20 protein-coding genes are annotated in these 22468 nt (G+C 65.1%); 9 read left to right on the top strand and 11 right to left on the bottom strand.

Annotated features, from left to right (window positions below; all coding sequences use genetic code 11):
* The 10 genes from O1Q03_RS29670 to O1Q03_RS29715 form a co-directional block, all read right to left on the bottom strand.
* The coding region (locus tag O1Q03_RS29670; protein ID WP_269507611.1) for an NAD(P)/FAD-dependent oxidoreductase at nucleotides 1–743 on the bottom strand (743 nt) is incomplete at its 3' end.
* An 87-nt stretch (nucleotides 744–830) separates the two neighbouring features.
* A complete protein-coding gene (locus O1Q03_RS29675) occupies nucleotides 831–2516 on the bottom strand; it encodes a cation acetate symporter (protein WP_269507613.1) in 1686 nt (561 codons plus the stop codon).
* A gap of 3 nt (nucleotides 2517–2519) precedes the next feature.
* Nucleotides 2520–2837, bottom strand: coding sequence for a DUF485 domain-containing protein (locus tag O1Q03_RS29680; protein ID WP_269507615.1), 318 nt, complete (start codon nucleotides 2835–2837; stop codon nucleotides 2520–2522).
* Nucleotides 2838–2996: 159 nt separating this feature from the next.
* On the bottom strand, nucleotides 2997–4046 hold the full coding sequence (locus O1Q03_RS29685) for an NAD(P)H-dependent flavin oxidoreductase (RefSeq protein ID WP_269507617.1): 1050 nt from the start codon (nucleotides 4044–4046) through the stop codon (nucleotides 2997–2999).
* Between the two features lie 35 nt (nucleotides 4047–4081).
* Nucleotides 4082–5290: a CaiB/BaiF CoA transferase family protein gene (locus O1Q03_RS29690; protein ID WP_269507619.1), complete on the bottom strand. Its 1209-nt coding sequence runs from the start codon at nucleotides 5288–5290 to the stop codon at nucleotides 4082–4084.
* A gap of 71 nt (nucleotides 5291–5361) precedes the next feature.
* Nucleotides 5362–6492 (bottom strand): acyl-CoA dehydrogenase family protein, encoded by a 1131-nt coding sequence (locus O1Q03_RS29695; RefSeq protein ID WP_269507621.1) that lies wholly within the window; start codon nucleotides 6490–6492, stop codon nucleotides 5362–5364.
* 10 nt (nucleotides 6493–6502) lie between these two features.
* Nucleotides 6503–7711 (bottom strand): acyl-CoA dehydrogenase family protein, encoded by a 1209-nt coding sequence (locus tag O1Q03_RS29700; protein ID WP_269507623.1) that lies wholly within the window; start codon nucleotides 7709–7711, stop codon nucleotides 6503–6505.
* A gap of 12 nt (nucleotides 7712–7723) precedes the next feature.
* Nucleotides 7724–8905: an acetyl-CoA C-acyltransferase gene (locus tag O1Q03_RS29705; RefSeq protein ID WP_269507624.1), complete on the bottom strand. Its 1182-nt coding sequence runs from the start codon at nucleotides 8903–8905 to the stop codon at nucleotides 7724–7726.
* Nucleotides 8906–8919: 14 nt separating this feature from the next.
* Complete coding sequence (locus O1Q03_RS29710; protein ID WP_269507626.1) at nucleotides 8920–9072, bottom strand: hypothetical protein; 153 nt, start codon at nucleotides 9070–9072, stop codon at nucleotides 8920–8922.
* 951 nt (nucleotides 9073–10023) lie between these two features.
* On the bottom strand, nucleotides 10024–10635 hold the full coding sequence (locus O1Q03_RS29715) for a TetR/AcrR family transcriptional regulator (protein WP_269507628.1): 612 nt from the start codon (nucleotides 10633–10635) through the stop codon (nucleotides 10024–10026).
* Between the two features lie 151 nt (nucleotides 10636–10786).
* On the opposite strand from O1Q03_RS29715, the gene O1Q03_RS29720 reads away from it, so the two are divergent.
* The 4 genes from O1Q03_RS29720 to O1Q03_RS29735 all read left to right on the top strand — a co-directional run bounded on the left by O1Q03_RS29720 (nucleotide 10787) and on the right by O1Q03_RS29735 (nucleotide 14684).
* Nucleotides 10787–11569 (top strand): SDR family oxidoreductase, encoded by a 783-nt coding sequence (locus O1Q03_RS29720; RefSeq protein ID WP_269507630.1) that lies wholly within the window; start codon nucleotides 10787–10789, stop codon nucleotides 11567–11569.
* 59 nt (nucleotides 11570–11628) lie between these two features.
* Complete coding sequence (locus O1Q03_RS29725; protein ID WP_269507723.1) at nucleotides 11629–12417, top strand: crotonase/enoyl-CoA hydratase family protein; 789 nt, start codon at nucleotides 11629–11631, stop codon at nucleotides 12415–12417.
* Between the two features lie 139 nt (nucleotides 12418–12556).
* Nucleotides 12557–13537, top strand: a complete 981-nt coding sequence (locus O1Q03_RS29730; protein ID WP_269507631.1) for an NAD(P)H-dependent flavin oxidoreductase — start codon at nucleotides 12557–12559, stop codon at nucleotides 13535–13537.
* 370 nt (nucleotides 13538–13907) lie between these two features.
* A complete protein-coding gene (locus tag O1Q03_RS29735; protein WP_269507632.1) occupies nucleotides 13908–14684 on the top strand; it encodes an enoyl-CoA hydratase-related protein in 777 nt (258 codons plus the stop codon).
* A gap of 140 nt (nucleotides 14685–14824) precedes the next feature.
* On the opposite strand, the gene O1Q03_RS29740 is transcribed toward O1Q03_RS29735, so the two are convergent.
* Nucleotides 14825–15736, bottom strand: a complete 912-nt coding sequence (locus O1Q03_RS29740; protein WP_269507633.1) for a LysR family transcriptional regulator — start codon at nucleotides 15734–15736, stop codon at nucleotides 14825–14827.
* Nucleotides 15737–16261: 525 nt separating this feature from the next.
* Between O1Q03_RS29740 and O1Q03_RS29745 the strand changes: the two genes are divergently transcribed.
* The 5 genes from O1Q03_RS29745 to O1Q03_RS29765 all read left to right on the top strand — a co-directional run bounded on the left by O1Q03_RS29745 (nucleotide 16262) and on the right by O1Q03_RS29765 (nucleotide 22442).
* Nucleotides 16262–17956 (top strand): 5-guanidino-2-oxopentanoate decarboxylase, encoded by a 1695-nt coding sequence (locus O1Q03_RS29745; protein ID WP_269507634.1) that lies wholly within the window; start codon nucleotides 16262–16264, stop codon nucleotides 17954–17956.
* The gene (locus O1Q03_RS29750; protein WP_269507635.1) at nucleotides 17953–19425 is read left to right on the top strand and encodes an aldehyde dehydrogenase family protein; all 1473 of its coding nucleotides are present in this window, start codon (nucleotides 17953–17955) and stop codon (nucleotides 19423–19425) included. Before O1Q03_RS29745 ends, O1Q03_RS29750 begins: the two co-directional genes overlap by 4 nt.
* A 149-nt stretch (nucleotides 19426–19574) precedes the next feature.
* On the top strand, nucleotides 19575–20672 hold the full coding sequence (locus O1Q03_RS29755; protein WP_269507636.1) for an ABC transporter substrate-binding protein: 1098 nt from the start codon (nucleotides 19575–19577) through the stop codon (nucleotides 20670–20672).
* A 4-nt stretch (nucleotides 20673–20676) separates the two neighbouring features.
* A complete protein-coding gene (locus O1Q03_RS29760) occupies nucleotides 20677–21603 on the top strand; it encodes an ABC transporter permease (RefSeq protein ID WP_269507638.1) in 927 nt (308 codons plus the stop codon).
* Complete coding sequence (locus tag O1Q03_RS29765; RefSeq protein ID WP_269507639.1) at nucleotides 21600–22442, top strand: ABC transporter permease; 843 nt, start codon at nucleotides 21600–21602, stop codon at nucleotides 22440–22442. The genes O1Q03_RS29760 and O1Q03_RS29765 overlap by 4 nt, the downstream gene beginning before the upstream one ends.
* The last annotated feature ends 26 nt before the right edge of the window (nucleotides 22443–22468 follow it).

Consider the following 22468-nt stretch of genomic DNA (forward strand, 5'->3'; position numbering starts at 1 on the left):
GACTTCAGCGGCCAGCCGGCCGTGTGGATCACGAGGCCCGGCTTGTGCTTCGCGGGATCGATTTCCCACAGTTCCTTGATGCCGATCCCGTACGCTTGCGGATCGGCGTTCGCGTCGAGCTTGAACTTCGAGATCAGCTGGCGGCCGAGATGGCCGCGGCAGCCTTCGGCGAACAGCGTGTACTTCGCGTGCAACTCCATGCCGAGCTGGAAGTTCTCGGTCGGCTCGCCGTCCTTGCCGACGCCCATGTTGCCGGTGGCGACGCCTTTGACCGAGCCGTCGTCGTTGTACAGAATCTCCGCGGCCGGGAAGCCCGGGAAGATTTCCACGCCAAGCGCTTCGGCCTGCTGGCCGAGCCAGCGCGTGACGTTGCCCAGCGAGATCACGTAGTTGCCGTGGTTCCGGAAATTGGCCGGCAGTGCCCAGTTGGGCGTCGTGATCGCGCTCTTCTCGGACAGGAACAGGAAACGGTCTTCGGTCACCTCGACGTTCAAAGGTGCGCCCTGTTCCTTCCAGTCGGGGAACAGCTCGGTAATCGCGCGCGAGTCCATCACCGCGCCCGACAGGACGTGCGCGCCGATTTCAGAGCCCTTCTCCAGCACGCACACGCCGATTTCGACACCCTTCTCGGCGGCCAGCTGCTTGAGCCGGATCGCCGCGGACAGCCCGGCGGGGCCGCCTCCGACGATCACGACGTCGTATTCCATCGATTCGCGGGGACCAAATTGTTGATGGCGCAGCATATTACTTTCCGTGTACTTTGATTTCAGGCACCGAGTGGATTTCCCTCGGCTTTGAGCGTTGCGACAACCTAAACTTCCGCGCGTCGTTCAATGATCGACTTGCTTCACCGGCAGGAGGCCCGTCTGCCCATAGAACTCCTGCAGCGCGAAGGCATCCCGCTCTCGCTGCGCACGCGCGCTGCGATCGAGCACCGAGAAGACCCAGATACCCGCGAACGCGAGCGGCACTGAAACGAGAGCGGGATTGTCCAGGAACACCGGGGCATGCGCCTGATGCAGCACATCGACCCATACCGATTTCGACAGCACCGTCATGAGCACCGCGGAAATCAACCCGAGACTGCCGCCCGCCACCGCGCCGCAGGTGGTCATGCCGCGCCAGAAAATCGACACCACAAGCACCGGGAAATTCGCACTGGCCGCGACTGCCCCGACGAGACCGGCCATGAAGGCCACGTTGATGTGCTCGAACAGAATGCCGAGTCCGATCGCGACGACACTTAAGGTGAGTGTCGCAACGCGGGAGATGCGCATCTCGCGGGCTTCGTTTGCTTTGCCGCGGGCGAGCCAGCACGCGTAAAGATCGTGCGAAACCGTGGTTGCTCCGGACAGCGCGAGACCCGCCACCACCGCCAGGATCGTCGCAAAGGTCACGGCCGCGATGAATCCGTAGAACAGATTGCCGCGCACCGCCTGCGCCAGCTTGACCGCGACCATGTTCGAGCCGCCGAGCAAATCTCGCGTGAGATTGAAGTGCCCATCGACCGGGGACTTGAAGAACTCGGGATGCTGGGCGAGCAGTGCGATTGCGGAGAAGCCGATGATGAAGGTCAACAGGTAGAAATACCCGATGAACCCGGTGGCGATGAACGCGGACTTGCGCGCCTCTTTCGCGCTCGACACGGTAAAGAAGCGCATCAGGATATTGGGGAGCCCCGCGGTGCCGAACATCAGCGCGACGCCGAGCGACAGCGCGTTCAAAGGATCCTTCACCAGCTTGCCCGGGCCCATGATGCTGAGTGCGCCGGGGTGGACATCGACGGCGCGTCGAAACATCTCGTCGGGACTGAAGCCGAATTGCGCAAGCGCGGTGACGGCCATGAACGTCGCGCCAAACAGCAGCAGCACGGCCTTGATGATCTGCACCCAGGTGGTCGCCACCATGCCCCCGAAGAACACGTAGGTCACCATCAGCGCGCCGACGATGATTTCGGCCATCCAGTACGGCAATCCGAACAGCATCTGGATCAGCTTGCCCGCACCGACCATCTGCACGACCAGATAGAAGATCACGACGACGAGCGACGTGCTGGCCGTCATCAGGCGAATCGGCGCCTGCTGGAATCGGTAGGCGATCACATCGACGAACGTGAATTTGCCGAGATTGCGCAACGGTTCGGCGAGCAGGAACATCACGAACGGCCAGCCCACGAGAAAGCCGACCGAATAGATCAGGCCATCGAACCCGAACACGAACACCATGCCCGAAAGCCCCAGGAACGAGGCCGCGGACATATAATCCCCGGCGATCGCGAGCCCGTTCTGAAAGCCGCTGATGCCGCCACCGGCACTGTAGAAGTCCCTGGTCGTGCGGGTCTTGCGCGAAGCCCATCGCGTGATGCCTAGCGTGACAAGCACGAACAGCAAGAACATGCCGATTGCAACGGGATTCAGTTCGACATGCGCCGGCACCGGGCCTTCGATGGACGAGGCGTGAGCGAGTGCCGCCATCGGGGCAAGGATCGCGCTGCAAAGGAGGCGAAGGCGTTTCATTGTTTATTCTCCATGCCGGGCGTCGGCGAGAAACGCGCTCATCAACGGATCGAGCGTGCGGTTCGTGCGCATCACGTACCAGCCGCTCATCCCGACCGCGACCAGGATGATGCCCACGCCCGCGACGATCCCAATGCTGGTCGTGGCGCCCGCATACAGCGGACGGGCGAGCACGTGCGGTGCCAGGGCGACGAACAGGATAAATCCGTAGTAGATGACGATCATCAGCGCCGTCAGCGTGAAGCTGAAGCGCCTGCGTGACGCGATGAGCCGCCGGTACGCGGGACTCGCTCCGATTGAATCGATCTGGATCGGCTGCATGGTTTGTCTCCTCGCTGCAATCTGCTGAAGTCGCTTTGACGACGGATGATTTCGACCTTCCGTGATTCGGTATGCCGAGCGGCTGCTTAAGGCAGCTTTTGTTCTGGGCGCGCGCGGAACAGAGCCGGGCGGCGTTTGACCGGCACCAGTACCTTCATCTCAACCTCTCCTTGCATTCATGCCAGACGCCGGCACGACCCACGTAGCGTCCGCAAACCCCGATCGGTGAATCGCCAGCCGCCCCATCGCCTCGCGCATGTCGCTCTCGAAGCGCCTCACGATCTCGGCAAGCGGCTCGATCCGATCGACGAACGCGAGCGACTGCCCCGCCGCGAGCAGGCCCTTCGACCAGTCGCCCGTGACATACGCGTTGCGGCCGATCTTGCCGGCAACCATGGGCATCAGGTCCTGGATGGTCACGTTCGGGTTCTGCGCCTCGATCTCCTTCACGGCGGCCGTCGTCTCGTTGCGCAGCGTACGCACCGTATTGCGCACGGACTGCATGCACAGGTCCGTATCGGTCGGTCCCGCTTCGACCAGCCTGCGCTTGTAGTCGGCATGTGCCCAGATCTCCTCGGCCACGGCGAAGCGCGTACCGACGACCACTCCGGAGGCGCCCATCGCGAGCGCGGCGGCGAGTTGCGAGCCGCGGCCGATGCCGCCGCCGATGAGGTAAGGAATGTCCAGCTGGCTTTCGGCCCACGCGGCATTGACGAACGAGCCCACCATGTCGAGGCCCGGATGCCCGCCGCATTCGGCACCGACGATCGCGACCGCATCAACGCCGATCGCGGCCGCCTTGACGGCAAACCGTACCGCCGGCACCTTGTGGAGCACCTTCACGCCGGCCTGCTTCAGGAGCGGCATGTATGCTTCGGGATTGCGACCCGAGGTTTCAACACACTTCACGCCTTCATCGATGACGAGCTCGAACACTTCCCGCGTCTTTTCGCCGGGGACGAGCTTCGGCAACATCGACACGTTGACGCCGAACGTGCCGCCTTCGCACAGGTCGCGGCAGCGCCGGATCTGGTCGCGCAGGGCCTGCGGCTCAGGAAAGCTCGCCGCCGTGATGAAACCGATGATGCCGGCGCGCGATGCGGCGGCGACATAGTCGGCATCGGCGAGCCACATCAGGCCACCGGCGACGATGGGCAGGCGTGTGCCGAACAGTTCGGTAAAAGCGTTGGAAAAAGCGGTCTTGCTCATTGAATGGTCCTTGGCGCAACAGCGCGCATGCAGCGTCAGATGACGCCTTCAGCCTTCAGCCGCGAAAGTTGTTCCTCTGACAGCCCGAGCAGCGACTGGAGCACCTCGTTCGTGCCTTCCCCGAGTATCGGCGGGGCGCGGCGCACCGGCAGGCGCGCACCGTCGAAGCGGTAAGGCGGAGCCAGCACGTGCGTGCTGCCCGCATCCCGATGCGGTTGCGTCGTCACGAGGCCGCCCTCGATCGCGCGCTTCGAGGTGAGCGCCTCGTGCAGACCAAGGACTTCGCCACAGGGAATGCCGGCCTTTCCGAGACGCTCCAGCAGCACCTGGCGCGTGTGCTTGCCGATCTCGCGCTTAAGCTCGGGCCCGAGCACCGCGCGGTTGGCAGCGCGGTCGAGGTTGGTGCGAAAGCGCTCGTCCTCGACGAGATCGGGACGCTCGATCACGTCGCGGCAGAAACGCTCATACTGCGGATTGGTGCCGACCGTGATGACGACCGGCCCATCCTCCGCGTCGAATACGCCGTACGGCATGATCGACGGATGCGCATTGCCGTAGCGCGGCGGATCATCGCCCTGCGCCAGCGCTTCAAGCCCGTAGTACGAGGTGATCATCAGGCCGCAATCGAACAGTGCCATCTCGATGTGGCGTCCCTTGCCGGTCGTCTGGCGCTCGAAGAGCGCAGCGAGCACCGCCTGGGCGGAGTACATGCCCGTGAAGAGATCGACGGCGGCCACGCCGAACTTGAGCGGCGGCTGGTCGGCCTCGCCATTGAGCGCCATCAGCCCCGCTTCGCCCTGAACCACCAGATCGTAGCCAGGGCGGCCCGCTTCCGGTCCATTGCGGTCGTAACCGGAGATCGAGCAGTAGATGAGATCGTCGTGTCCCGCCTTCAACTGCTCATAGCCGAGGCCGAATTTTTCCGCGCCGCCGAACTTGAAGTTCTGGATCACCACGTCGCTCTGCTGCGCCAGCTCCCGGGCGATCCGCTGGCCCTCGGCGGTTTGCAGGTCGAGGCACACCGAACGCTTGTTGCGATTGACACTGTTGAAATAGGTCGTCTCGGTCACGCCGACTCTCTGGCCCCAGTCGCGCGTGTCGTCACCGCGCCCCGGATGCTCGACCTTGATGACTTCGGCGCCGAGATCGCCGAGCACCATGGCGCACCAGGGTCCGGCAAGCACGCGTGACAGATCGAGAACGCGAACGCCGGCGAGCGGCAGGAAGGAATTCAGGTTCGACATTTCAAATCCCGATGACAAGGGTGGGTGGCAGCGCGCCATCGCGATGCGCGACGATAGCTTCGCTCATGGCATCAGCCCCGGCCGAGTGCGATGTAGCGTTCGAGATGATGGTCTTCGTCACCGAGCTGATGGTCGATCATGACGAGGCGCTTCGCATAGTGAGCAAGCGGAAGTTCCCAGGTCATGCCGATGCCGCCGTGCATCTGGATGCATTCTTCGGCCACGCGGGCGCCGATGCGGCCGATGCTGTACTTCGCCGACGACAGCGCGCGTTCACGCTCGATGCGGCCTTTGCCGAGCGCAGCGGCGGCGTTGATGACCGCCGAGCGCGCCTGCTCGATCTCGAGCAGCAGATCCGCCATGCGGTGCTGGAGAGCCTGGAAGCTGCCGATGACGACGCCGAACTGCTTGCGCGTGCGCAGATACTCGAGCGTGTATTCTTTCGCGACCTCCATCGCGCCCAGTGCCTCCGCGCACAACGCCAGCACGCCGGCGCCGATGCTCTGCTCGAGCGTGCTGAAACCCGCGTCCCGTTCGCCGAGCAACGCGTCGTCACCGACACACACTTCTTTCAGAACGATCTCGGCCGCGCGTCCGCCATCGATCTTCGGGTAGTCGCGTATCGCGACGCCCGCCGTATCGGTCGGCACGACGAAGAGCGAGATGCCGTCCTCGGCATCGACCGCGCCACGCGTGCGCGCCGAGACGAGCAGGAAGTCGGCCTGTGCGCCCTGCTGCACGACCGCCTTGGCACCCGTGAGCACCCAGCCGTTCGAGCCTCGCACGGCGCGCGTCGCGACCTTCGACAATTCATAGTGCGAACCCGGTTCGTCGTGCGCGAGCGCCGCGACGGCACGCGCTGCGACGAGGTTCGCGATAAGCGCTTTCTGCGCATCGCTGCCGGCATGGGCCAGCGCGTGCCCGACGACGAGCGCGCCCAGGAACGGCTCGACCACGAGGCCGCGTCCGAGGCTCTCGAACACGACGGCGATGTCGAAGCCGTCGCCGCCGAAGCCGCCATCGGCCTCGCTGAAGAGCGCGCCCACGACACCGAGTTCGGCAAAGCGGCTCCACAACTCGTGGCTAAAACCCGCGGCGCTGCGCGCGAGCTTGTCACGCACGGCGAACCCATACCGATCGCTAATGAAGCGGTTCAGCGTATCCGCCAGCATGCGGCGGTCGTCGGTGTGCTGGAAATTCATCGCGTTTCCCCTACAGTCCCAGAATCATCTTCGAGATGATGTTCTTCTGGATTTCGTTGGAGCCGCCGAAGATCGACAGCTTGCGGTTGTTGAAGTAGATCGCGGCGGCACTGGCTGCCTCCCGCGGTCCGACGGGCGCTTCGTCGTAGCCCTCGTGCAGCGCTTCGTCGATGAACGGCTGCGCATAAGGCCCCATCGCGCGGCGCATCAGCGCCGAGAGTTCCTGACGAATCTCGGTGCCGCGGATCTTGAGCATCGAGCTTTCCGCACCCGGCACGCCGCCGCCCGCGACCGCGGCGATCATGCGCAGGTTGGTCGTCTTCATGTTTTCCAGATCGATCTCGACGCGCGCGAGGCGTGCCGCGAAGGCGGGATCTTCGGCAAGCGGCCGGCCGTTGCGCGTGACCGTCGCGGCGACCCGGCGCAGGCGCTCCAGCGCCGCGCCCGAGAAGCCGACGCCCGCGATATTCGTGCGCTCGTAGGTCAGCAGATACTTCGCGTAGGTCCAGCCCTTGTTCTCCTCGCCCACCAGATTGGCCGCCGGCACGCGCACGTCGGTGAAGAACACTTCGTTGATCTCATGCTCGCCGTCGAGCGTGATGATCGGACGCACTTCGACGCCGGGCGCCTTCATGTCGACGAGCAGAAAGCTGATGCCTTCCTGCTTGCGCACGTCGTTTGCGGTGCGCACGAGGCAGAAGATCATGTTCGCGTGCTGCCCGAGCGTGGTCCATGTCTTCTGTCCATTGACGATGTAATGCTCGCCCTGAGCGTCGATGCCGCGCACGGCGGTCGTCTTCACCGATGCGAGATCGGAGCCCGCACCCGGCTCCGAATAGCCCTGGCACCACCAGTCGGAGCCATCGAGAATGCGCGGCAGCCAGTAGCGCTTCTGTGCGTCGCTTCCGTACTTGATGAGCACCGGTCCGAGCATGCTCACGCCGAACGGCAGGATGCGCGGCGCCCCCGCGAGCGCGCACTCGTTCTCGAAGATGAACTTCTGCGCGGTGTTCCAGCCGGGGCCGCCGTACTCTTTCGGCCAGTGATTCGCGAGCCAGCCCTGTTCGTTGAGAATGGCATGCCATTCGACCATGTCGTCGCGCGTGAGGCGCACGCCGTTGCGCGCCTTCTCGGCGAGCCGTGCAGGCAGCTTTTCATCCAGAAAACGCACGACGCTCGCGCGAAACGCTTCGTCCTGGGGAGTGAACTTCAGATCCATGAATCGCTTCTCTCAATAGATTTCGAAGAGGCCTGCGGCGCCCATGCCACCGGCCATGCACATGGAGACGACCGCGTATTTGACGCCGCGCCGCCGCCCTTCGATGAGCACGTGCCCAACGAGACGCGCGCCCGTCATGCCGAACGGATGCCCGATGGAGATCGCGCCGCCGTTCACGTTGAGGCGTTCCGACGGAATCTCGAGCTTCTGCTGACAATAGATCGCCTGCGATGCGAACGCCTCGTTGAGCTCCCACAGGCCGATGTCATCGACGGTCAGGCCATGACGCGCGAGCAGCTTCGGCACGGCCAGCACCGGGCCGATGCCCATTTCACTCGGCTCGCAGCCCGCGACCGCGAGCCCGCGAAACGCGCCCAGCGGCGCGATGTTCGCGCGCTCGGCGGTCTTCGCGTCCATCAGCACGCAGGCCGATGCGCCATCGGCGTTCTGCGATGCGTTGCCCGCCGTGATGAACTTGTTCAGCCCTTTCACGGGCATGAGATGCGCGAGCGCTTCATAGGTCGTGCCGGGGCGATTGCAGTGGTCGGCGGAGACCGTCACTTCGCGATAGCTGATCACGCGCGTTTCCTTGTCGGTGACGGACATCGTCGTCGTGACCGGCACGATTTCATCGGCATAGCGGCCCGCGCGCTGCGCTTCGGCCGTGCGGCGCTGGCTCTCCACCGAGAAACGGTCCTGCGCCTCGCGGCTGATGCCGTAGCGTTGCGCGACGATATCGGCGGTATCGATCATCTCCATGTAGAGCGACGGCTTATGCTTGACGATCCACGGATCGAGCCCGCTCACGCCGTCTTCACGGGTGCGGATGCCGGAGATGCTCTCGACGCCGCCCGCGATCATCGCCGGTGCGCCCTCGACGACGATGCGCCCCGCCGCCATGGCGATCGCCTGCAGGCCGGACGCGCAGAAGCGGTTGACGGTGGTGCCCGCGATCGACAGCGGCAAACCCGCGCGGATTACGGCCTGGCGCGCGACGTTGCGGCCGGTGACGCCTTCCGGATAACCGCAGCCGAGGATCGTGTCCTCGATCATTGCCGGATCGATGCCCGAGCGTTCGACGGCCGCGCGCACCGCGAACGATGCGAGCGTCGGACCCGGCGTGATGTTGAATTCGCCGCGATGCGCCTTGGTGAGCGGCGTGCGTGCGGTGGAAACGATGACTGCTTCGCGCATGAGATTCTCCTGCGTCAGGCGGATTGATTGAGGCTCGCGAGCGTGGCGCCGCGTTCGACCCGATCGACGATAAGCGGCGACGGCGTCCGGACCAGCGGATCTTCTTTCCCGAACGTGCGGATATCGGCGAGGACGTTAGCGAGGCCGACGGTATCGGCGTATTTCATCGGGCCGCCGCGATCGTCAGCGGCGAGAACAGAGCGGGTGACTTCTTCGGCGCTCCGGCGCGCGCGGCTTCGAACTCAGGTGTTACCGGGGCCATCTGCGTTGTCTCCGTGTTTGTCTGGTGTAGGACGATTGTGGAAGGCAGCCATTGGCCAGACAAGCCAACTCGCGCTTGACGCGCTGTTAACTGAGACTTGACGCTTGATCGTCGATGGCGTGGGGAACGGCATCGTGTACCCGCGTTTTGTGCGAGCGAAATCATCTCCGGACGCCGGAGATGAGTTGGCTGCAAAGGGACTTCCAGCGGGTACAGTGCAAGCAGCGCGGCGCGCCGTTTGACCGCCCCGGGCGAGCGGCGCGCGACGTAGCAATGCGGCGGATCTCGGGCGCTCCCCAAGAACACATTTGAAAGTCAGGGGTTGCCCGTAAACGACCGATCGCTCGAACGAGGAAACGATCGCCGGGCTCATGCCGGCGCACGCAAGACACGAGTTGTCCGCACGCTACCGAATCCGCGCGATTCGACGAGATCACGCCGTTCGAAATCGGACGAATGGTCGTCGACGGCTTGGGACGAGTTGACACCACGCGTGTATCACATCGCGGTGGTTGAGAAGGTTCATGCGAAGGCCGCCGACTCGCTACGCGAAAACTCGCGTCCCGGCGCTGCCATTCGTTGACTATTTCGTTGTTTGAAAACTGGAAGGATAACCAATCATTCGCGTGCAGCACGATCGGACAAGACTGACTGTCCATTATCCGAATCGTCGATGCGCGACGGACCGACTATCTGCAGGCGCTCGCGCAGCGAATGACGCCCGTACGCGAAGCCGATTGCGTCATCTCGACAGCGCATCGGGCGAGGGGCTTGAATGGACGCGAGTCGGCGTCATGAACGTTGTCGGCTTCATGCTCGTTATGGGTGGACTCACGTTGGACGACGACGAAACGGCTCATTCGCGTTCATGCATTGCAAGCAATTGCCGTTTCGCTGCGGCGAGCACCGCGTCAGACCGCTTTTCGTCGGCCATCACCCGCGATACCACCAGGGCGCCGATCATCGCGCTGACGGCGAATATGGCCTTATCGGGGTCGTCAGAGCCCAGCGCATGGTCGATCCGATCGATGAACTGTTCGATGTGGGTCGACATCGTCTCGCGCACCGGCTCGTCCGCACGCGCCACGTCGCCCGCGAGCGCCGCAATCGCGCAACCGGTCGTGCGTGAATCCCGATGCGGGCGGCTGAGATAGCTGCGCACCGTCTTCTCGTAATCGGGCGTCCCGTTGCCCCGATTCGCCTCGAATGCGGCCTTGCCATCTTCCATCGCGCGTTCGAGCGCGTGCGCCAGCAACTCCGAGCGTGATGCGAAGTGACCATAAAAGCCGCCATGGGTCAGGTTCGCGCTGCGCATCAGTTTCCCAACGCTAACCGATTCGAGTCCGCCATTCCTGATTTGTTCGGCTGCCTGGCTCAAGATGCGTTCCCTGCTGCGCGCCTTGTCCGCCTGTGAGTGTCCCATCGAATATCCCTCATCGCTTGTCTTGACATTCTGAATTTTGCCCATCATTCTCCTGCATGACAAGCATCATCCAGATAGTCGACAGCGGCCATCCCGGGCCCGACGAACGTGATTGATCTGGAGCACGACGAGGTGCCCTTTGCCGGCATCCACTTTCCGCAGGATGCCCGCTATATCTATCGACAAGGAGACTGCAATGACTGCTGTGGCGGAACTTTTCAACCTGAAGGGCCGAACGGCCCTCATCACCGGCGGATCCAGCGGCCTGGGCCTGCAGATCGCCGAGGCGCTGGGCACGCAAGGTGCCCGTGTGGTGATCTCGGCGCGCAAGGCCGATGTGCTCGAGTCGGCACAGGCGCATCTCACCGGCCTGGGCGTGGATGCAAGCTGGATCGCGGCGGACAACGCCCGCGAGGACCATGTCGAGCGCCTTGCCAACGACGCGATGGAACGCCTGGGCCGGATCGACATTCTCGTCAACAACGCTGGCGCCACGTGGGGCGCGGCCACGGCCGACCATCCGCTGTCCGCCTGGGACAAAGTCATGAACTTGAACGTGCGGGCGATCTTCCTGCTCACGCAGCAGATCGGGAAGCTGTCGATGATCCCCAATCGCTATGGCCGCATCATCAATGTCGCATCAATCGCCGGCCTCAAAGGCAACGGCCCCGCGAGCCAGCCGACGATCGCTTACAACACGAGCAAGGGTGCGGTCGTCAATTTCACCCGTGCGCTCGCCGGCGAGTGGGGGCAGTACGGCATCACCGTCAATGCACTCGCGCCGGGCGTGTTCCCGTCGAAGATGACGAGGGGAACGATCGAGAAGGTCGGCATCGAGAAACTGGCGGAGCGCGCGCCCCTGCAGCGCATCGGTGATGACGACGATCTCAAGGGCGCGGCCCTGCTGTTCGCCAGTGACGCGGGCAAGCACATCACCGGCCAGATTCTTGCCGTGGACGGCGGCGTGACTGCCGTCTGATTTCATCCGGCTATGCCCGACCATCCGAAGTGTCAATCCTCCCAAGCGAAGGAAACGCCATGAGCAACGTAGCAACGACACCCGAAGTCCGCATGACGATCGAGGACCATGTCGCGATCATCTCGGTCGACAACGCGGCCAAGAAGAACGCGTTCACCCCGGAGATGATGCAGCAGCTCTCGCAGCGGCTGACCGAGTTCGACGACGACGACAACCTGTGGGTGGCGGTTCTCGACCCCGCCGGCGAACACACCACTGCCGGCCTCGACATGCCCAAGTTCTTCGGCCCGAACGCCACGGCGAAGCCGCTGCCGGACGACCAGATCGATCCGTTCGGACTGGGCAGACGATGCCGCAAGCCGGTGATCTCGGTGGTTCACGGGATAACCTATACGATCGGCCTCGAGCAGATGCTGGCCTCGGACATCGTGATTGCAGCCGACACCGCTCGCTTCTGCCAGATGGAATCGAAGCGCGGCATCGCGCCGCTGGGTGGCGCGCACTTCCGTTACCTGACGCGCACGGGCTGGGGCAATGCGATGTACCACCTGTTCCTGTGTGACGAGTTCTCCGCCGAGGAGGCCTACCGCTGCGGCTTCGTCCAGGAAGTGCATCCATACGGGCGGCACCGCGAGCGTGCGATGGAGATCGCGCGGGCGATTTGCAAGGTCGCGCCGATCGGCTTGCGTGCGACCAAGGCGGCGGCGCTGACCTATATCGAGCACGGCGAGGCGGCTGCGATTGCCGTCATCCCGCAGATTCGAGAGGAAGTCTTCGCATCAGAGGACTTCAAGGAAGGCATTCAGTCCTTTGTCGAGCGTCGGGAGGCCCGCTTCAAGGGGCGGTGATCCCACTGGTTCACACGTGAAATGCCCGCGGATGTCGGTCCTGCGGCAGCGCGTGGAAATGGGCGCGGCGCGATGGTATAGCCCGCCCGGTTTCTGACGGGTATCCCTGCGTACCCTATCCATTCAAGAGAGATTCGCAATGAAGACGCAAATCACGGAATTGTTCGGCATCGAACATCCCATCATCCAAGGCGGCATGCACTACGTAGGATTCGCGGAACTGGCCGCAGCGGTATCCAATGCGGGCGGCCTGGGCCTCATTACGGCGCTGACGCAGCCGAGTCCGGACGCGTTGGCGCGCGAGATCCGGCGCTGCCGCGACATGACCGACAAGCCGTTCGGCGTCAACCTCACGTTCCTTCCGGCACGCACTCCGCCGGATTACCCCGGCTACGTGCGCGCGATCATCGATGGTGGCGTGAAAATCGTCGAGACAGCCGGGAACAATCCGCAGGCGTGGCTGCCGCTGCTCAAGGAAGCCGGCATCAAGGTGATTCACAAATGCACATCGGTGCGGCATGCACTGAAGGCCGAGAGCATCGGCTGCGATGCGGTCAGCGTGGACGGTTTTGAATGCGGCGGCCATCCCGGCGAGGACGATGTGCCCAACTTCATCCTGCTGCCCCGAGCCGCTGACGAGCTGAGCATACCGTTCGTCGCGTCGGGCGGCATGGCCGACGGTCGCTCGCTGGTGGCCGCACTCGCCATGGGCGCGGGCGGTATCAACATGGGCACGCGCTTCGTGGCGACCCACGAAGCGCCCGTCCACCCGAACGTCAAGCAGGCGATCGTCGCGGCAACGGAACTGGATACACGGCTCGTGATGCGCCCGCTGCGCAATACCGAACGCGTGCTGAACAATGCCGGGGTCGAGCGTCTGCTGCAAAAGGAAAGGCGGCTCGGCGCCGACATCGCCTTCGCGGACATCGCGGACGAGGTGGGTGGCGTCTACCCGCGTGTGATGAAGGACGGCCACCTGGACGCCGGCGCCTGGTCGTGCGGCATGGTTGCCGGACTCATTCACGACATTCCGAAGGTCGGCGAGTTGGTCAAACGAATCATGCGCCAGGCCGAAGAAATCGTCGCGAAGCGGCTTCACGGCATGCTTTCTCAAGCGTGAAAATTAGTTCTACAAACCAGGAAATGACATTGCTCGCGTGATTGCGCGATCCGGTCATGGAAGGCCGCGACGCACAGTTCAATGCGCCGGCAACGGGTCCGATCATCGAGTCGTGCCGTGGAGTCGGATGCCCGGCATGGGACCTGTAGCGCTTCGCCTGAAGCGCAGGAACAGGCCTTCGCCGGCTGCGACAGCGACGACGCAACAGCCGGCGGCGCGGTCACGTTGATGTCAAGTTTCAGTTGACAGCCCGTCAACTTTTCGCAGGTGTGTTTCGCGCGCGAACAGCTCTACACTTCGCACGCGAACTTTTATCGCGGCGTTCCAGAGGGGCACCCTCTCGACGCCGCACATTTTAGGAGGCAAGCCAATGACCCCGGAAATCAAAGTTGAGCTATCGAGTAGTGGTGTACTGGCCGTCACGATTGCGCGACCGGACAAGAAGAACGCGCTCACTAACGATATGTATGGCGCACTTGCAGACGCTATTGCGAGAGCGAGTGACGACGAAGTCCGTGTATTGCTGATTCAGGCCGATGGAGACACATTCACGGCCGGCAACGACGTCTCGGAATTTGCAGCACAGTCGACCGGCAATGGGCCGAAGGAACGCAACGTCGTGCGCTTTCTGCGAGGCCTGGCGAACGCCAGCAAGCCGATCATTGCTGCAGTCCAGGGCAAGGCCGTGGGAGTCGGGACGACCATGTTGCTCCATTGCGACTATGTGCTTCTGTCGGAAGAGGCCCAACTGATCACCCCGTTCGTGAATCTGGCGCTCGTTCCCGAAGCTGCGTCGAGCTACTTGCTTCCCTTGCGGATCGGGCATGCCAAGGCATTCGAGATGTTCGCGCTCGGGAAAGCCGTTCCTGCAAGTGATGCCGTTGCATGGGGTATTGCAAACAAGGCGATCGCCAACGCGGAACTCCGTGCCGAGGCGCGCCGTGTCGCCGAGGAAATTGCCGCCAAGCCGATCGGGTCACTGACCGCGATGAAGCGACTGATGCGAGATGCGGAGAAAATGGTAGCCCAGATGGATAGCGAAAGCGCGATCTTCGTCGAGCGCCTTGCAAGCGCCGAAGCGAAGGAAGCCTTCGCGGCGTTTGCCCAGAAACGCCAGCCGGATTTCACGAGAATCGCTCGACAATAAGAAGCGTACGCACCCGGGGGCACCGTCGGTGTCCCCGGGTGCGGGTTCCGGCGGGGCGACTATGCGAGACGTGTGTCGCCTTGACAATCCAACTGGCGATTGACGAAGTCTCAACCGAGACTTGACGCTGGCACTGCACTTCAGGCCCAGGTTTGCGAAAGCGCGATGACCTCGTCCCGCAGAAACTCGATCAGCGCCTGCGTCGCCACCGAAGGATAGCGATTCGGCAGCGTCACGATATAGAGCGTGTTTTGCGGGCCAAGCACGCGGTATGTCGGCAGGATGCGCACGAGCCCCTGGCTCGCGGGCGCGTACTGGATATATGCCGGCAGCAAGCCGATGCCGAGACCTTGTGACACGGCTTCCGTGAGAAACGGATAGTCGGACGACTGCAGCACGGATTGAATCGTGATCTCGTGCTCGTCCTTTTCGTCCTGCCGATGCGTAAGCGTCATCGTCACGCGCCGGTCCGGATGCGGCGATGCCACGAACGTCTGCCCTTGAAGATCGGCGGGTGATCGAACAGGACCGTGCGCGTTCACGTAATCCGGCGACGCGTAAAGACGCCATTCGATCGGACAGATGTTGCGCGCGATGCAGTCGAGCGGCGGCGTGCGCGTGATTCTCAGCGCCACGTCGACTTCGGACGTGATCAGATCCTCGATGCGATTGTTGAACGTGACATCAAGCGTGATGCCGGGATGCGCGCGCGCGAATTCGAGCAGCTTCGATCCAATGAACATTCGGCCGAAGCCCGTTGGCACGCTGATGCGCACGCGGCCGCTCAGGGTTTGCCCGAGACTGTCGATCGACGCGCGTGCCGCGCGCAGGTCGTCCAGCATGCGCTGGCCGCACTCATAGAGCGTGGTCCCGGCTTGCGTCAGCTCGATGCTGCGCGTGGAGCGGCGCAGCAACTGCGCGCCCGTTTCGCGCTCCAGCAGCTTGAGCCGCTGACTGATGTTCGCGCGCGTCATGTCGAGCTTGCGCGCCGCGGCGCTCAGGCTGCGCGATTCGACGATCTCGACGAACAGGCGGATGAGATTCAGGTCCATGAGGCTTCGGCGCGTATCTATCTTTGTCATGTGGCGGACGACGTATCATGCAACGCCGCGCGGAATTTTTGTACTGCGGGAGACCGGTACGTCTGTCGTCGATGGACAGGCCGATGCGGCTTTCGGGCGCTGCCGTCTCGTACGGCGGCGCGATCGGATCGCGGCCCGCATGCGTGTGCACGCATCGGCTCGGTCGCTATTGCGCAAGCGCGGCAAGCCCTCGAACCGGAATTTTGCGGCGAAATCAAAGAGCTCCCCGTCCCTCGATCGAACCGCCGCCTGCACGCGCGCGGATATCGCACGCACCTGCTTCGTCCTCCCGCAAGCGACGCGCCATGATCCAGCCAATGTGCTGATGGTCCGTCTTTCGCGACAGATCGCGGATCGCCCCCGCCATGAACAGCGCTCATGCCGCGCATGAAAACTAATCGATTGTTGGCACCCCGGATCGACGCCGACAATCCACTTCATGCCCCTCGTTTGCGGTACGGGCCACTCCCCCTCCCAATCGGCACATCACGATCCATGAACCATCCAGTCCCCGTCTCCTGCATTGCCGAGGCCCGCACGGCCACGGCGGCACCGTTCCCGGCCCGCCCCCGCACCTGCGGCGAAGCACTCGTCGAGCTCCTCGAACGCCAGGGTGTCGAATGCGTATTCGGCATTCCCGGCGTGCATACCGTCGAGCTCTATCGCGGCCTCGCCGAATCGTCGATCCGTCATGTGACGCCGCGCCACGAACAGGGGGCCGGCTTCATGGCCGACGGTTATGCGCGCGTCACCGGGCGGCCGGGCGTCTGCTTCATCATCACCGGCCCGGGGATGACCAATATCGCGACCGCGATGGCGCAGGCCTACGCGGATTCGATCCCGATGCTGGTGATCTCGAGCGTCAACGCACGACGCGAGCTGGGCAGCGGCGACGGCCGCCTGCACGAGCTGCCGTCGCAGCGCGGCGTGTTCGCGGGGCTCACCGCGTTCTCGCACACGCTGCTCGACGCAGCCGACTTGCCGCAGGTTCTCGCCCGCGCATTCGCGGTCTTTGAAAGTGCGCGCCCACGGCCCGTGCATATCGAGATTCCGCTTGACGTGATCGTGATGCCGGCGCCCGCGCTGCCTGCCGTCCCGCTCGCGCTGCCCGCGCGACCGGCGCCGGATGCACACGCGCTCGCGGCGGCGGCCGACCTGCTCGCGCGCGCGCGCCGGCCGCTGATCCTCGCAGGCGGCGGCGCCATCCACGCGGCGGCGGAACTGCGCGAACTCGCCGAACGCCTGCACGCGCCCGTCGCGCTGACGATCAACGCCAAGGGCCTGCTGCCGCCCGACCATCCATTGCTGATCGGCTCGACCCAGTCACTGCCCGCGACCCGCGCGGCGATCCGCGACGCCGACGTGGTGCTCGCCGTCGGCACCGAGCTGGGCGAAACCGACTACGACGTGATGTTCGACGGCGGCTTCGCGATCGACGGCCGGCTGATCCGCATCGACATCGACGCGCAGCAGCTGATGCGCAACGCTCACGCCGAAATCGCCATCGCCGGCGATTCCCGGCTGGCGCTCGGTGCGCTGTCGACCCGCCTGCACGAAATGCCGGCGCCGACACCCGAGGCCGGCTGGGGCGCGTCGCGGGTAGCCGCCGTGCGCGCCGCGATCGCGTCCGGCCACGACGGCCCCGCGCGTGCGCAGGCACGCCTGATCGACACGATCGTCGCAGCGTTGCCCGGCGCGATCATCGCAGGCGATTCGACGAGCCCCGTCTATGTCGGCAATTTCACGCACGATGCGCCGGCGCCGCGCAGCTGGTTCAACTCGTCGACCGGCTACGGCACGCTCGGCTACGGGCTGCCCGCCGCGATCGGTGCAAAGCTCGCCGCGCCCGCGCGGCCGGTCGTATGCCTGATCGGCGACGGCGGGCTGCAGTTCACGCTGCCGGAGCTCGCGAGCGCGGTCGAGGCGCACGTGCCGGTGATCGTGATCGTCTGGAACAACCGCGGCTACGGCGAGATCCGCAAATACATGATCGCGCGCGACATCACGCCGGTCGGCGTCGATCCGTATACGCCCGATTTCCAGACACTTGCGCGCGGTTTCGGCTGCGCGGCGCAAGCGGCCGCGACGCCGGACGCGCTGTCCGAAGCGCTGCGCGACGCCGCGGCACGCACGATTCCGACCGTGATCGAAATCGACGAGGCAACCTGGTTCGATCAGGTGCCGCGATGAGCACGACGCCCGACCTCGCGTTCGATCCGCCGCTGCGCACGCGCCACTTCATCGACGGTACGTGGCGCACGAGCGTCAGCGGCGCGACGCTGCCCGTCGTCGATCCGTCGACGGAAGCGGTCCTCGCCGACGTCAGCGCAGGCGGCGACGCAGACGTCGAGCACGCGGTGCAAGCCGCATCGCGCGCGTTTGCCGGCTGGAAACGCACGACCGGTGCCGCGCGTGCGGCCGTGCTTCGCGCGATCGCACGCGGTGTCGACGCACGCCGCACGCGGCTCGCAACGCTGCAGTCGCTCAACAATGGCAAACCGTTCGCCGAAGCCGAGATCGACGTCGCGGACGTGATCGCCACCTTCGACTACTACGCAGGCCTCGCGGATCGCCTGGACACCGACGGCGAAACCGAGGTATCGCTGCCCGGCGGCGATCATCGTGCGTGGATCCGGCGTGAACCGGCCGGCGTCGCCGCGCTGATCGTGCCATGGAATTTCCCGATGGTGACGACCGCGTGGAAGCTCGCGCCCGCGCTCGCGGCCGGCTGCACCGTCGTGCTGAAGCCGTCCGAAATCACGCCGCTGCCCGAACTCGAACTCGCGGCGATCGCGGCCGAAGCGGGCCTCCCGCCCGGCGTGCTGAACGTCGTGGTGGGCACCGGTCACGATGTCGGTGCCCGGTTGTGCGCGCATCCGCTCGTCGCGAAGGTGTCGTTTACCGGCAGCACGGCGGTCGGCACACAGGTGATGAAGACGGCCGCGGACACGATCAAGGGCATCGGCCTCGAACTCGGCGGCAAGTCGTCGATCATCGTGTTCGACGACGCCGATCTCGATCACGCGGTCGAACTGATCGCGGGCGGCGGCCTCTTCAACGCCGGGCAGATGTGTTCGGCGACCTCGCGCGTGCTCGTCGCTGCCCCGCTCGCCCAGGAGCTGATCGCGCGCGTCGCGCGGCGGATCGACGCGACCGTGGTCGGCCCGCCGTTCGCCCCCGGCGTGCAGATGGGGCCGCTGACGAACCGCGCGCAATACGAACGCGTGAAGCGCCACATCGCGCAAGGCCGGGCTGACGGCGCGCGGCTCGTGACGGGTGGCGACATGCTCGACGGCCCCGGCTACTTCATCCGGCCCGCACTGTTCGCCGACGTGCCGGCCGACAGCGCCCTATGGTGTGAGGAAATCTTCGGCCCGGTGCTGTGCGTGCGCGCGTTCGACACCGAAGACGACGCGATCGCGGCCGCCAACGATACCGAGTACGGGCTCGTCGCCACCGTCGTCACGCGCGACACGGCACGCGGCAAGCGGGTCGCCGACGCGCTCGAGGCAGGCGTCGTATGGATCAACACGCCGCAGATGATCTATCCGCAAACCTCATGGGGTGGCTACAAGCGCAGCAGCATCGGGCGCGAGCTCGGTCCGTTCGGGCTGGCCGCGTTCCAGGAGGTCAAGCAGGTCATGATGCCGGCCCGCTGAAACCGAGCGGCCCATGCGTTTAAGTCATGGCGCGCATGCGGATATTTCGTTTGTTGCGGAAATTTGACCTCCCTACAGTTCATCCACACCCGTGCCGCCATTCGGCGGCCGGCATCGAACCACACGGCATCGTTCATCAGGAGACGGCCATGCAACACTTCAAGGCGGGCAGAAGGCAGGTGATCAAAACCCTCGGCACGGCACTCGCTGCATCCGCCCTTCCGATGCCGTTCATCAGTACTGCGAAGGCACAGTCGAGCAGCTTCGCCGGCAAGACGCTGCGCCTGCTCACCTGGTCCGACGATACCGGCGCGGCCGCGCTGCGCAACATCGCGGAAACCTTCAGCAAGCAAACAGGTGCGCGCGTGATCGCCGATCGCGCGGACGGCACGTCGGGCATGGTCGCGAAGGTCAAGGCCGCGGGCGAACGCCCGACCTACGATGTCATCACGCTCGCCGGCGTGGGCGCGGCGGGGCTCGCCGATGCAGGCCTGCTCACGAAGCCGGACCTGAACCGGCTGCCGAACCTGAAGGACGTCGCGCCGCAATACCGCACCGGTGCGAACGGCTTCGGCATCGGCTACCTGCTTTGGTCGGACGGGCTGATCTACAACACCGCGACCGTGAAGAGCGCGCCATCGAGCTACGAAGCACTGTGGGATCCGAAGTATGCGGGCCGCCTGTTCCTGCCGCCGCCCGAGTGGGCCGAAGCGGTCGACCTCGCGATCATCGCCGCGAAGCTGGCCGGCGGTTCGCAGCAGAACATCGAGCCGGGATTCCGGAAGCTCGCGCAGTTGAAGGAGCGCGTGATGACGCTCGGTGAAAACCCGAACCAGGTTGCCGACCTGTTCCGCACCGGCTCGCTCGACATCGGCGGCATCTATTCGCCCGCGTTCTTCCCGGACCAGATCCGCAAGCCCGACTACAAGATGGGCGTGACGTACGGGATGAAGGAAGGCTTCGCGACGCAACTGATGTTCACCGTGATCCCGAAGGCGCACCCGGGCGACCTCGACCTGATTCATGCGTTCATCAACCATTCGCTCGACGCAGGCGTGCAGGGCCGGATGGCAGCCGACGTGCTGAACGGCCCCGTGAACGGCAAGGCCGTGATTCCCGCGGAAAGCCGCGCGTTCGTGCCGTCGCCGCAGCAGATCGCGGAGAAGGCCGTGCTGCACGACGACAAGGCGCTCGCGGCCGTCCAGCCCGCGTGGATCAAGCGCTACACGGGCCTCTTCTCGGCATAGCGACATGGCCTCCCTGTCCTCCTCCCGCGATGCAGGGCCGGCCGGCGCCGCAACGGCCGGCGCCGGCCCCGACACCGCCCACGCGCTCGCCGGCGTACCGCCGTGGCTGCTGCTCGCACCGATCCTCGCGTTCCTCGCGGTGCTGGCCGCCGCGACGCTCACGGTGTTGCGAATGAGCGTCGGCGTGTCCGGCGACGAATGGCGGACCTTCACGCTGCAGAACTACGCGGATCTTGCCGATCCGTATTTCACGACGTCGCTGTGGCTTACGCTGCGCCTCGCGTTCCAGAGCATGGTGTGCGCGGTGCTGCTCGCGATTCCCGTCGCGCTCGCGATGGCACGCACCGAATCGCGGCTCGCGCGCCGGCTGCTGCTCGCCGGCGTACTGCTGCCGCTGCTCGTGAACCTGCTGCTGCAAGGGTATGGCTGGCTCGTGATGCTCGGCCCGGCCGGCTTGCTCAACCGCACGCTGCTCGCCACCGGGATGATCGGGCGGCCGCTGCAACTGTTGTACCGCGAGCACGGCGTGCTGCTCGGCCTGATCCAGACCGCGTTCCCGCTCGCCGTGCTGCCGCTGTCGAGCGCGCTGCGCGCGGTGTCCCGCGCGTACGACGAAGCCGCCGCGACGCTCGGCGCGAGCCGCTGGCAGACGCTGTGGCACGTGACGCTGCCGCTCGCGATGCCCGGCCTCGTCTCCGGTGCGCTGCTCGTGTTCGCGTACAACGCCAGCGCGTTCGCGGTGCCGCTGCTGCTCGGCGGCCGGCGTGTGCCGATGCTCGCGGTGCTCGTGCACGACGAGGTCGCACCGCTGCTGAACTGGCCCGCCGCATCGGCATCGGGCGTCGTGCTGATGGGCGCCACGCTCGTCGTGATGGCGGTTTCCCAGCGCCTCGTGCGCACCCTGCAACGCACCGACGAGGTGAACCGATGAATGCCCTGCTCCTGCGCGCGCCGATGCCCGGCCGCCTCGGACGCGCGACCGGCGCGCTCGCGACGCTCGTGCTGTTCCTCGCCGCACTGCCGATCCTGACGATGATCACGATGTCGTTCGGCGCGTCGGGCACGCTCGAATTCCCGCCGCGCGAATTCAGCCTGCACTGGTATCGCGCCGCATGGCAGACGTTCGTGTCGTCCGATGCGGGCAGCGCGCAGTCGATGGGCGCCGCGCTGACGACGAGCCTCGTCGTCGCGGTCGCGACGATGCTGATCGCGACCGCCGTGTCGGTGCCCGCGGCTTACGCACTGTCGCGCTACCGCTTCCGCGGCAAGACGCTCGTCGAGCAGCTCGTCGCGCTGCCGATCGTCTATCCGCTCGTGATGCTCGGCCTCGCGCTGCTGATCGTGTTCAACGCGCTGCCGGTCGAACTCGGCATCGTGCGGCTCGTCGTCGCGCACGTGATCCTGACGCTGCCGTTCACCGTGAAGAACTGCGCGGCCTCGGTCGCAGCGATCGGCCCCGACTTCGAGGAAGCCGCGTGCCTGATGGGCGCGAGCCCGCGCCGCGCGCTCGTCGACGTCGTGCTGCCGCTGATGCGGCCCGGCATTCTCGCCGGGATGCTGTTCGCGTTCATCGTGTCGTTCAACGAATTCACGGTGACGTTCTTCCTGTACAGCATCGACACGATGACGCTGCCGGTCTGGCTCTACAGCCGCACCGTGTCATCGCTCGACCCAACCGTGTTCTGCTTCGCCGTCTTCACGGTCGCGATCGACTTCGCGCTGATCTGGATGCTCGAAAAACTCGTCGGCGACAAGGGCGTCGCGCTCTGACGCCCGCATTCACGCCCGCACTGCCC

The organism is Burkholderia sp. IMCC1007, assembly GCF_027257875.1.
Lineage (GTDB): Bacteria > Pseudomonadota > Gammaproteobacteria > Burkholderiales > Burkholderiaceae > Burkholderia.

What these genes read in the sequence shown, in the direction of transcription:
- O1Q03_RS29690 (WP_269507619.1), bottom strand. Translation starts at nt 5,290, where the DNA reads ATGTCGAACCTGAATTCCTTCCTGCCGCTCGCCGGCGTTCGCGTTCTC.
- O1Q03_RS29695 (WP_269507621.1), bottom strand. Translation starts at nt 6,492, where the DNA reads ATGAATTTCCAGCACACCGACGACCGCCGCATGCTGGCGGATACGCTG.
- O1Q03_RS29760 (WP_269507638.1), top strand. Translation starts at nt 20,677, where the DNA reads ATGGCCTCCCTGTCCTCCTCCCGCGATGCAGGGCCGGCCGGCGCCGCA.
- O1Q03_RS29755 (WP_269507636.1), top strand. Translation starts at nt 19,575, where the DNA reads ATGCAACACTTCAAGGCGGGCAGAAGGCAGGTGATCAAAACCCTCGGC.
- O1Q03_RS29700 (WP_269507623.1), bottom strand. Translation starts at nt 7,711, where the DNA reads ATGGATCTGAAGTTCACTCCCCAGGACGAAGCGTTTCGCGCGAGCGTC.
- O1Q03_RS29745 (WP_269507634.1), top strand. Translation starts at nt 16,262, where the DNA reads ATGAACCATCCAGTCCCCGTCTCCTGCATTGCCGAGGCCCGCACGGCC.
- O1Q03_RS29705 (WP_269507624.1), bottom strand. Translation starts at nt 8,905, where the DNA reads ATGCGCGAAGCAGTCATCGTTTCCACCGCACGCACGCCGCTCACCAAG.
- O1Q03_RS29725 (WP_269507723.1), top strand. Translation starts at nt 11,629, where the DNA reads ATGAGCAACGTAGCAACGACACCCGAAGTCCGCATGACGATCGAGGAC.
- O1Q03_RS29715 (WP_269507628.1), bottom strand. Translation starts at nt 10,635, where the DNA reads ATGGGCAAAATTCAGAATGTCAAGACAAGCGATGAGGGATATTCGATG.
- O1Q03_RS29735 (WP_269507632.1), top strand. Translation starts at nt 13,908, where the DNA reads ATGACCCCGGAAATCAAAGTTGAGCTATCGAGTAGTGGTGTACTGGCC.
- O1Q03_RS29730 (WP_269507631.1), top strand. Translation starts at nt 12,557, where the DNA reads ATGAAGACGCAAATCACGGAATTGTTCGGCATCGAACATCCCATCATC.
- O1Q03_RS29750 (WP_269507635.1), top strand. Translation starts at nt 17,953, where the DNA reads ATGAGCACGACGCCCGACCTCGCGTTCGATCCGCCGCTGCGCACGCGC.
- O1Q03_RS29710 (WP_269507626.1), bottom strand. Translation starts at nt 9,072, where the DNA reads ATGAAATACGCCGATACCGTCGGCCTCGCTAACGTCCTCGCCGATATC.
- O1Q03_RS29675 (WP_269507613.1), bottom strand. Translation starts at nt 2,516, where the DNA reads ATGAAACGCCTTCGCCTCCTTTGCAGCGCGATCCTTGCCCCGATGGCG.
- O1Q03_RS29740 (WP_269507633.1), bottom strand. Translation starts at nt 15,736, where the DNA reads ATGGACCTGAATCTCATCCGCCTGTTCGTCGAGATCGTCGAATCGCGC.
- O1Q03_RS29765 (WP_269507639.1), top strand. Translation starts at nt 21,600, where the DNA reads ATGAATGCCCTGCTCCTGCGCGCGCCGATGCCCGGCCGCCTCGGACGC.
- O1Q03_RS29685 (WP_269507617.1), bottom strand. Translation starts at nt 4,046, where the DNA reads ATGAGCAAGACCGCTTTTTCCAACGCTTTTACCGAACTGTTCGGCACA.
- O1Q03_RS29680 (WP_269507615.1), bottom strand. Translation starts at nt 2,837, where the DNA reads ATGCAGCCGATCCAGATCGATTCAATCGGAGCGAGTCCCGCGTACCGG.
- O1Q03_RS29720 (WP_269507630.1), top strand. Translation starts at nt 10,787, where the DNA reads ATGACTGCTGTGGCGGAACTTTTCAACCTGAAGGGCCGAACGGCCCTC.